General features: G+C 39.0%; 10 protein-coding genes and 2 pseudogenes. 8 read left to right on the plus strand and 4 right to left on the minus strand.

Annotated features, from left to right (window positions below; all coding sequences use genetic code 11):
* Positions 1-665: 665 nt before the first annotated feature.
* The 5 genes from FTU05_RS16570 to FTU05_RS16590 all read left to right on the plus strand — a co-directional run bounded on the left by FTU05_RS16570 (position 666) and on the right by FTU05_RS16590 (position 4,441).
* Complete coding sequence (locus FTU05_RS16570) at positions 666-2,477, plus strand: copper resistance system multicopper oxidase (protein ID WP_004733211.1); 1,812 nt, start codon at positions 666-668, stop codon at positions 2,475-2,477.
* Positions 2,464-2,802 carry a hypothetical protein gene (locus FTU05_RS16575; RefSeq protein ID WP_004897649.1) on the plus strand — a complete coding sequence of 113 codons (339 nt, stop codon included), beginning with the start codon at positions 2,464-2,466 and terminating at the stop codon, positions 2,800-2,802. Before FTU05_RS16570 ends, FTU05_RS16575 begins: the two co-directional genes overlap by 14 nt.
* Positions 2,789-3,733, plus strand: coding sequence for a copper resistance protein B (locus FTU05_RS16580; RefSeq protein WP_004668309.1), 945 nt, complete (start codon positions 2,789-2,791; stop codon positions 3,731-3,733). The genes FTU05_RS16575 and FTU05_RS16580 overlap by 14 nt, the downstream gene beginning before the upstream one ends.
* Before the next feature lie 179 nt (positions 3,734-3,912).
* Complete coding sequence (locus FTU05_RS16585) at positions 3,913-4,158, plus strand: type II toxin-antitoxin system RelB/DinJ family antitoxin (RefSeq protein WP_000246755.1); 246 nt, start codon at positions 3,913-3,915, stop codon at positions 4,156-4,158.
* Positions 4,148-4,441, plus strand: a complete 294-nt coding sequence (locus FTU05_RS16590; protein WP_000221358.1) for a type II toxin-antitoxin system RelE/ParE family toxin — start codon at positions 4,148-4,150, stop codon at positions 4,439-4,441. The genes FTU05_RS16585 and FTU05_RS16590 overlap by 11 nt, the downstream gene beginning before the upstream one ends.
* A 77-nt stretch (positions 4,442-4,518) precedes the next feature.
* Here FTU05_RS16590 and FTU05_RS16595 read toward each other — a convergent pair whose 3' ends face one another.
* Complete coding sequence (locus FTU05_RS16595) at positions 4,519-5,844, minus strand: ISNCY family transposase (RefSeq protein WP_180166087.1); 1,326 nt, start codon at positions 5,842-5,844, stop codon at positions 4,519-4,521.
* Positions 5,845-6,058: 214 nt separating this feature from the next.
* On the minus strand, positions 6,059-6,388 hold the full coding sequence (locus FTU05_RS16600; RefSeq protein WP_004733205.1) for a four-helix bundle copper-binding protein: 330 nt from the start codon (positions 6,386-6,388) through the stop codon (positions 6,059-6,061).
* A 777-nt stretch (positions 6,389-7,165) separates the two neighbouring features.
* Between FTU05_RS16600 and FTU05_RS16605 the strand changes: the two genes are divergently transcribed.
* On the plus strand, positions 7,166-7,522 hold the full coding sequence (locus tag FTU05_RS16605) for a type II toxin-antitoxin system RelE/ParE family toxin (RefSeq protein ID WP_000269911.1): 357 nt from the start codon (positions 7,166-7,168) through the stop codon (positions 7,520-7,522).
* Positions 7,515-7,817 carry a helix-turn-helix domain-containing protein gene (locus FTU05_RS16610; RefSeq protein WP_001140620.1) on the plus strand — a complete coding sequence of 101 codons (303 nt, stop codon included), beginning with the start codon at positions 7,515-7,517 and terminating at the stop codon, positions 7,815-7,817. Before FTU05_RS16605 ends, FTU05_RS16610 begins: the two co-directional genes overlap by 8 nt.
* A gap of 41 nt (positions 7,818-7,858) precedes the next feature.
* On the opposite strand, the pseudogene FTU05_RS16615 reads toward FTU05_RS16610, so the two are convergent.
* Positions 7,859-8,020: pseudogene (locus tag FTU05_RS16615) on the minus strand (IS6 family transposase); the annotation flags it as partial.
* A gap of 55 nt (positions 8,021-8,075) precedes the next feature.
* Here FTU05_RS16615 and FTU05_RS16620 point away from each other — a divergent pair.
* Positions 8,076-8,507, plus strand: a pseudogene (locus FTU05_RS16620) (recombinase family protein); the annotation flags it as partial.
* 54 nt (positions 8,508-8,561) lie between these two features.
* On the opposite strand, the gene FTU05_RS18130 reads toward FTU05_RS16620, so the two are convergent.
* Positions 8,562-8,844 (minus strand): hypothetical protein (locus FTU05_RS18130; RefSeq protein WP_373685327.1); only part of this gene is annotated, 283 nt, incomplete at its 5' end.

An 8,844-nucleotide genomic window follows, 5' to 3' on the forward strand; every position in this document is an offset into this window, starting at 1 on the left:
AATACCAACGAACAGCCCAAAGAATGATTTCACCTTGAAAGTGCCGACCGTGGAAGGGATTCATCTGCTGTATCTCGAAATAAATAAGATATTTAGCTTATCATGTCAGCCTATTTGCAACAGTGCCAATTATATTGAGTTGTAAATATTTGAAATTCCGTTAAGATATTTTGGATTAAATTCTATTCCTAGATAGCATTCGTGTTGACTCATCTCTCCAAAAAACTTTGGTTTTGTTTTCTTATGGTTTTTGCCATAGGATGGAGTAGTGTGTCTGTTGCATCAGTAAAGATAATGCATATCAATATGCAAACTGAAATGAGCCAAGATCATTGTTTAGATCAAGCACAGCAAGTCACTCAACATGGTATTAATCACGAAGTACAGACGAATACCGATTGCCATAATCATTTAGCTCTTAATCAGAATATAGATCACAAAAAGTGTCAGGAATGTTCTAGCTTATCCTGCCAGACACAGATCTCATGTCTTCATTCTTTGCAAAGCTCGCTAGATCCCCTAGATACCTTCTATTCTATAGATCAGCCTAATTTTTATTATCCCAACCAATATCTAAATGGGTATTGGCAAGAAATTTCACGTCCTCCTAAAACTTAACCAATTTTTTTAAAATTTATTTATTTTTCAAAAATTAAGGTTAAGTTATGTCTCATAAAATTAGTTCGTACCTATTAGCAGGTATTTGTTTTGCATCGTCGCCTTTGGTTTTTGCCGAAGTGCGTGAATATCAGCTTGTTATTGATGAAGCAGTGGTCAGCCCAACTGGAAAGCCTGTAAAGCGCATTACCGTAAATGGTCAATTTCCTGCGCCTTTGCTTGAGTTTGAAGAGGGTGATGAAGCCATCATTCGCGTGAAAAATAATTTAAAAAACCAAGATTCTTCTATTCATTGGCACGGACTGTTGTTGCCGGGCATTATGGATGGTGTACCGGGATTTAATGGTTTTAACGGTATTAAGCCTCAAAGCGAGTATGTTTATAAATTCAAGATTCGCCAAAGCGGGACTTATTGGTATCACGCTCATTCTAAAGGACAGGAACAGGACGGCTTATATGGTTCTTTTGTGATTTATCCAAAAGGTAAAACACCATTGGCAGCACATGAAAAAGCTGAACGTGACTATGTGGTGATGTTGTCAGATTTTCATGAAAAAACCAGTGATCAAATTCAGAAAGATCTTAAAATTTCAGCTGAATATTATCAAGATCAGCGTGAAACCTTGGGTGATGTTTGGAAGCAGGTTAAACGTGATGGCATAAAAGCGACATGGTCTGACCGCAAAATGTGGAATCAGATGCGTATGCTAAAAACCGACATGTCGGATGTTACAGGTTATACCTTCCTCATTAATGGCAAAACACCTGAACAAAATTGGACAGGAATGTTTAAACCGAATGAAAAAATTCGCCTACGTTTTGTGAATGCATCTGCGATGTCTTTCTACGATGTCCGTATTCCTAACTTGAAAATGACTGTGGTCAGTGCTGATGGTCAGCCTGTAAAACCTGTTGCTGTGGATGAGTTTCGTATTGGCACAGCTGAAACTTATGATGTGATTGTGGAGCCAAAAGGTGGACATTATCAAATTGAAGCTGAGTCAATTGACCGTTCAGGTTATGCGATTGGTACACTGCACAATGAACTAAATCCTATGACACATGGCATTCATATGCCTGCACCACGTCCACGCTCACTTTTGACCATGGAAGATATGGGACATGGTGACGGTGATCATGCAGGAATGGATCATTCGAAAATGAACCACGGCAATATGCAAGGCATGGATCACTCGAAAATGGATCATTCAAAAATGAACCATGGCGATATGCAAGGCATGGATCACTCGAAAATGGATCATTCACAGCATGGCACAGCAAAACCACAAGAAAATGATCAAGTGGTTTATGGTTGGGCAAATGCATCTACACCTGCGGGCAATAAAGCCTTGCAATATAGTGATTTAAAATCTTTAGAACCGCAAAAAGATACTCGTGAAGCTAGCAGTGAATTAGTAGTGCGTTTGGGCGGTACTATGGAGCGTTATATTTGGACGATTAACGGTAAAAAATTCAGCGATGCTGAGCCATTAAAAGTGAAGTATGGCGAGCGTATCCGTATCAAATTTATTAATGACAGTATGATGGCGCACCCCATGCATTTACATGGCATGTTTATGCAGTTGGAGAATGGTCAAGAGTCGGTAGATATGCCGAATAAACACACATTGATTGTACCACCGGGTAAAACAGTGACTGCTTTATTAACTGCGGATGAGTTGGGCGAATGGGCAATCCATTGTCATTTGTTGTATCACATGAGTGCAGGAATGATGAACAAGTTGATCGTGGCAAATGTTAGCGATGAACAAGTGTCTACAACGCCAATTCAAGGTACAAATTCGACTCAAACTCACCAAGTAACTGAGCAAAAAGGAGCTGGACATGCACATCACTAATTTTGTATTTAAAGCGTTTTTTTCTGTTGCGGTATTGAGTTTAACAAGCTTAAGTTTGGCGCACGAAGGGCATCATTCAACTGCTCAGACTGATGGAAAAAATGTACCATCAATGAATCATCAAGCGATGTCTGAGATGGATCATTCACAGCATTCTCCACAAGAGCATGCACAACACATGCAGATGATGGGGAAAATGAATCATGCTGCACATTCAGCACCGATGAACCATCAACATGCAGGTCATCAGCCAATGCATCACAAATCAACAGAGAAACAGCAAGATCAAAAAGTACAGAAAGGAGATCAACATGCGCACCATTAATCTTTTTTCTAAAACTGTTTTAGCAAGCTCTTTGTTGATGGTCAGTGCAGTGAGTTTGGCACATAATGGTGAAGATCATAGTGCGCCTGAAAAAATGACAGTTGCTACATCTTCTAGTCAAAATCAGCCGATGCAAATGGATCGCTCTCAAATGAACCATAGCCAAATGAATCAGGCACAACATCAGGCAACATCTACGGTTAATCATTTACATCATGTACCAGATGCGAATGCTCAGCAGAGTTCGCATTATGATCATCGCTCAGAACACGGTGCGCAAATTTATGCGATTACGACAGTGGACAATAAGTGGCTTGTCAATGAAGATGGCACAGGTGATTTAAAGTCAGAGTTTGAAACCCGTATTGGCACAGATGAAAATAAGGTTTTTATTAAAATTCATGCCGATAAAGAAGAATCGCATGATGCACATTATGATGCCAAACTTTTATATAGCCGTATGATTTCAGACTTTTGGGATGCACAGATTGGTGCACGTTATCGTAGTGAAAAAGTTGAACTCAATGATCATCGCAAAGACACCGAAGAAAATGTTGATGCGGTGATTGGCTTACATGGTATGGCGCCATATTTCTTTGAAACTGATGCTTATCTCTATGCGGGAGAAGACAATTATGCGGGCTTTAGCCTAGAAACGGAACGTGATTTTCTGATTACGCAAAAGTTGATTATTCAACCTTATTTAGAGTTGGATGCTATCTTTAGTGATGACTCTAAATATGCGAAAAAAACTGGTTTAAGCAGTGCAACCGCAGGGTTTGAAACTCGCTATGAAATCAGTAAAAAGATCATGCCGTATATCGACATTGCCTATGAGTATTCAAAAGGTAATGATGAAACGTCGTGGCAAATAGAATCAAACTCTGAGAAAGGTTGGTTATATGGAGCTGGTGTTAGATTTAGATTTTAATTAATTTAATGATTACTAAATAGCTTTATTTAAATAAAACTCTAGCTTAATGTGGCCGGAAGCAAAATGTTAACTTATTTTGCTTCCTTCCATTTAACATAATGGCTGTTATGCGAAGTCGACTTGTAATGCAATTTGCATTACAATATTCCTAGTACATTAAATACTTGGGAAATATGATGGCTACTGTTAACTTCAGGATCGATGAAGCCCTTAAAGAAAAATCTTATTCAATCCTTAAAGAGCAAGGTATTGCACCTACGGATTTCTTCACTAGTATTCTTGAGTATGTTGCTACGACTGGGAAACTGCCTGTCAAAAAAGCTTTGCTTTCAGAAGAAGATGAAGAATTATTAGCTCTTGTTCGTAAGCGCATTAATGATCCTAAAGAGATGTTTGAGGAAGTCACATTAGATGACTTATAAGCTTTTACGTCACAAGGACTTTACAGCAGAATGGGAAAAACTCCCTGTTGCTATACGAGATCAATTTAAAAAGAAACTAGCCAAAGTCATAGAGCAGCCACATATTCCAAAGAATATGCTTAGAGGCGATCTTGCAGGTTGCTATAAAATCAAATTATTAAAAGCTGGTGTCCGACTTGTCTATCAAGTTAAAGATGATCAGGTAGTTATCCTGCTCATTACCGTCGGAAAACGAGCTGATAGCATAGTTTATGACGAAGCGAAAAAGCGAATTAAAGACTAAAAATGGGAGCTTAAAGCTCCCATTTTTGTGTTATTCCTAAGTAGAAATGTCCTACCTAATAACCAAATAGAAATGTCCTATATGGACATTTCCAAGTCAAGCACAGGATTTAGATTTCGTTCTTGAATTGCTGTTTTCTGTGCACGTCTGCTTGGCATCTTTTGAGAACGATTACGTTTGTTTTGCTGTTCCAGTTCTTCATGTTGTTGTTGGATATGATTCAGAACAGCACTCAACCGTTTATTCTCAACAATCTCTCGCTGATTCAGCTGACTTAATTTATCGAAGAGGCTGTAATTGATCTTTCGGCTATTATGCATGATGGCTACAGTACCATCCGGGTATTCCAGGAACTCAAGATACTTACCGATCAACCTCTGATTTTCTTCGGTGTTTTCCAAGAGATATACGCATTTATCATAAGTAATCGTCAGGCTATTCGTGGCTCTGCGGGGTTCACGCCAAGTAAAAATATCATCTAACTCTTCGGCTGTTTCAGTGATAGGCCGATGTAGATTCTTAGGATTAAAAGCCATCTTGGCGAACTTCTGATTGAACTGCTCAATGAAGCAGGGTAGCCAGGCATTCGCTTGCTCAATCGAACAGATGCCTTTCAGGTGCATCTCCTTGATCAGACGGTCCTGAAGGGTCCTGTTGGCCCGTTCTACACGGCCTTTGGCCTGCGGTGAATTGGCGAAGATGATATCGATATTCAGGGTGCTGAGTACACGTCCAAACTGGGTAATCTTGGTGTCTTTCTTGCTGCTTTGATTCACTCTAAAGACTGAATGTTTGTCGCTGTAAAACGCTAAAGGCTTACCGTGCTGTTCGACATATAAACGTGTTGAAATCATATAGTCAAAAGTTGATTCTGACTCACAGAAGCGTAAATGCTGTAATTTGCCTGTGGCATCATCAATGAACACCAGTAGGCAGCATTTAGCAGCGCGTCCTTCAAACCAGTCATGGTGTGAGCCATCAATTTGGATCAGCTCACCAAAGCAATCCCGGTTGTAACGAGGCTGATACGGGCGCTTCAGGCGCTTGGATCGAGGAATCCATAAGTCAGCTGCAATCATCCAGGAACGCAGGGTTTCTACTGAAAGATCGAATCCATGCACGGTGGTGAGCTTTTCATGCGCTAAAGTGGGTCCGAAACCATGGAGTTGGTCAGAAACAATATTGAGGCATTTGAGTCTGAGTTCTTCAGGAAGTTTGGAATTGCTGATTTGGCCACGACCGGCATGGGCTAATGCAACTGGACCTTGGGCTTTGTATTTCTGCAGTAAGCGTCTGATCTGACGTTCTGAAATATGAAGTAGCTGAGCAGCCTGGGATTGAGTTATGCGTTGATCGCAGATTTCCTGCAAGACCGACAATCGTTTAAGTTCTTTATCCGACATAGACACCAACATATCAAACCGTCCGCTAAGGAAATCGCAAAAGTGCATATTCTAAAAGCGGACATTTTTACTTTGGAGAAACCGGACATTTCTATTTTGGAGTTACATTTTTGGCTTCGTATAAGGTGTATTATGTTAATTTTAGGAAAGGCTCTAAGACTAGCAGAATGATTATGTTAGTCTAGAGCCATATAATTAACATTATTGAAGTATTTTACATGGCAATTTTTCGACATTCTTCTGCACACTGACGGCAAGCCTCAGCACATTTTTTACAATGATCATGTGAATGTTTTTCACACTCTTCCGCACAATATTCACAGATCTTAGCACAAAGCTCACAAATCTCTTTGAGGAAAGGTGAGTTATGTTGTTGCATACGCACACATAACTGACAAATATCTGCACATTCTAGACAACGTTGAATACATTCACGCATCATCTCTAAATCTTTTTCTTTTAAACAAGAAGTTGCACATTCAGTACAAATAAGTGAACAGTTTGTACATGCAGAAATACACTCTGAAAATTTCGTATTAATCATTTTTTACTCTCAATTTATATAATCAAAGAAATAATTAAAACATAATTTTTTTCTACTAATTATTTTAAATTATTAGTAAATGTAATACATAATGTTAATTTATATGAATAATGTTAATTTTAACTAAATCTTATTTATATTCCAAATTATTAAAAAACAGTTTTTAATTAGGATAGATGATCAAGTATCAAAAGCAGCTATTCTTAAAATAACTACAATAATTTTATCACTTTAAAAATAGATTTTCCCTCTATTTAACATAATGGTGGTTATACGGAGTACGCTTGTATATTAATATAAATATCAACAACTTAAAAATTTCACCATGATCACAAAATGCACAAAAAATGGCTTTTGTAATAAGTTGGTGAGTTTTTAAGCGAATCTGTAACATTTTGCCAAGAAATTTGATCAATAAATGATCAATTCGGCAATCAGTGCCCATTTCATGCGGATCCAGGTTCCAAAAATATCCCCAATTGCTGTGGATAAAATTTAGGCTATTTTGTACGCTCTGGCGCACATGAAACTCGGCCCTTTGCGGCTATCCGCGATACTGGAATTTTCCTATGATGAACTCATCGGGAACAGGAAGTTTCATAACATAAAACAATAATTATAAGTTATTCGATAGGGATCCGAGGATATTGAAAGCACATGAGAAAACATGAAAACCCCGGCAGGATGCCGGGGTTTTTTATTACCTATCATTTCTCATTTGCAAAACAAGCATAATGCCTCTAAAATATAGACTATAATCTATATTTTGGTTGTGGTATGTGGACAGTCATTACGACAGATTTATTTAATCAGTGGCTTGAACAGCAAGATGAATCTACTCAAGAGAAGGTCCTAGCTGCCCTGGTTGTTCTACAGCAGCAGGGGCCGAGTTTAGGCCGCCCTTTAGTAGATACTGTGTATGAGTCTAAATTTACCAATATGAAAGAACTGCGCGTTCAACATCGCGGTAGACCCTTAAGAGCTTTCTTCGCATTTGATCCCTTACGACAGGCTATTGTTCTATGTATTGCTGATAAAGGCGGTAAAAAGCGTTTTTATAAAGACATGCTGGATATTGCAGATGAACAATACCAACTTCATCTCACTACCCTAGGAGATAAATCTAATGGCTAAGACTCTGCAAGAATTGTTAGCTAGCCGCTCTCCAGAGAGCCAAGCCCGTATTCAAAAAATGGCAGATGAATTACTGCTAGAAAATCAGCTTCATCTTATTCGTGAAGAACTCGAAATTTCTCAAAAAGAGCTTGCTGAAACTTTGGGAATAAAACAGCCATCGCTTTCAGCAATAGAAAATCGTGGCAATGATCTTAAGATTTCAACCATGAAAAAGTATGTTGAGGCAATGGGTGGGAAGCTCCGTATTGATGTAGAGCTTCCAACAGGAAAACATATAGGATTCAACGTTTAACAATAAAAATGGGAGCTATAGGCTCCCATTTTTAGATTCGTATAACGTTGAACCCGACGGTAAATAGTCGTGTGATCAACATTCACACCCCGTTCGGCCAGCATTTCCTGCAGTTCACGATAGCTAATGCCATATTTACAATACCAGCGCACAGCCCAAAGAATGATTTCGCCCTGAAAATGCCGACCATGGAAAGGATTCATATGCTGCACCTTTAGCTAAAACAGTCTTCAGCTTACCATTCGTGGTTATTTGCAACAGTGCCTGTTGAACTATGTCCGGGAAGGGGACAGGGTGATTGTACATTCCATGGATCGTTTTGCTCGAAGCTTAAAAGATTTAGTCACTGAAGTAGATAAACTGGTCAAACGAGGAATTGCCATCCAGTTCGTAAAAGAAAATATTACTTTCACTGCTCAATCTACCCCGATGGATAATTTGATGCTGCAATTGATGGGCGCTTTTGCACAGTTCGAACGTGAGATCATTTTAGAGCGTCAAAAAGAAGGAATAAAACTGGCCTCTGCTCAAGGAAAGTACAAAGGGCGTGTACATAAATTGAAACCTGAACAGGCTGAAGCTTTAAGACAAGAATGGAAGGAAGGAAAGTACCCTTCAAAAATGGCATTAGGCCAGGCATTTGGAATTAGTCGCCAGGCGGTATACCGCTATTTAAAAGCAAGTGAGTAACTCAATTAAAATGGAAAATATTCGAAATTTTCTTGAAGATAATCAAGTCAAAATCTACTTCTGTACCATCTTTATCGGAGTTATTTTTGGATTAACCATCAGTGGAGCGACGATTTTAGAAAGTTTGATTAACCCTGCACTGGCATTAATGTTATTTGCTACTTTTTTACAAGTACCTATTGCAGAAATTGGCAAGGCATTAAAAAATTTGGCACTGTTGCAAATAGTCGGTGGTGATAAACTTATCATCCCCTTTTGCTGATGGAGCTGCACATGAACCCATTCAAAGGCCGGCATTTTCAGCGTGACATCATTCTGTGGGCCGTACGCTGGTACT

The sequence above is a fragment of the Acinetobacter sp. YH12049 genome, from assembly GCF_013419875.1.
Lineage (GTDB): Bacteria > Pseudomonadota > Gammaproteobacteria > Pseudomonadales > Moraxellaceae > Acinetobacter > Acinetobacter amyesii.

What these genes read in the sequence shown, in the direction of transcription:
- FTU05_RS16570 (WP_004733211.1), top strand. Translation starts at nt 666, where the DNA reads ATGTCTCATAAAATTAGTTCGTACCTATTAGCAGGTATTTGTTTTGCA.
- FTU05_RS16575 (WP_004897649.1), top strand. Translation starts at nt 2,464, where the DNA reads ATGCACATCACTAATTTTGTATTTAAAGCGTTTTTTTCTGTTGCGGTA.
- FTU05_RS16580 (WP_004668309.1), top strand. Translation starts at nt 2,789, where the DNA reads ATGCGCACCATTAATCTTTTTTCTAAAACTGTTTTAGCAAGCTCTTTG.
- FTU05_RS16585 (WP_000246755.1), top strand. Translation starts at nt 3,913, where the DNA reads ATGGCTACTGTTAACTTCAGGATCGATGAAGCCCTTAAAGAAAAATCT.
- FTU05_RS16590 (WP_000221358.1), top strand. Translation starts at nt 4,148, where the DNA reads ATGACTTATAAGCTTTTACGTCACAAGGACTTTACAGCAGAATGGGAA.
- FTU05_RS16595 (WP_180166087.1), bottom strand. Translation starts at nt 5,844, where the DNA reads ATGTCGGATAAAGAACTTAAACGATTGTCGGTCTTGCAGGAAATCTGC.
- FTU05_RS16600 (WP_004733205.1), bottom strand. Translation starts at nt 6,388, where the DNA reads ATGATTAATACGAAATTTTCAGAGTGTATTTCTGCATGTACAAACTGT.
- FTU05_RS16605 (WP_000269911.1), top strand. Translation starts at nt 7,166, where the DNA reads ATGTGGACAGTCATTACGACAGATTTATTTAATCAGTGGCTTGAACAG.
- FTU05_RS16610 (WP_001140620.1), top strand. Translation starts at nt 7,515, where the DNA reads ATGGCTAAGACTCTGCAAGAATTGTTAGCTAGCCGCTCTCCAGAGAGC.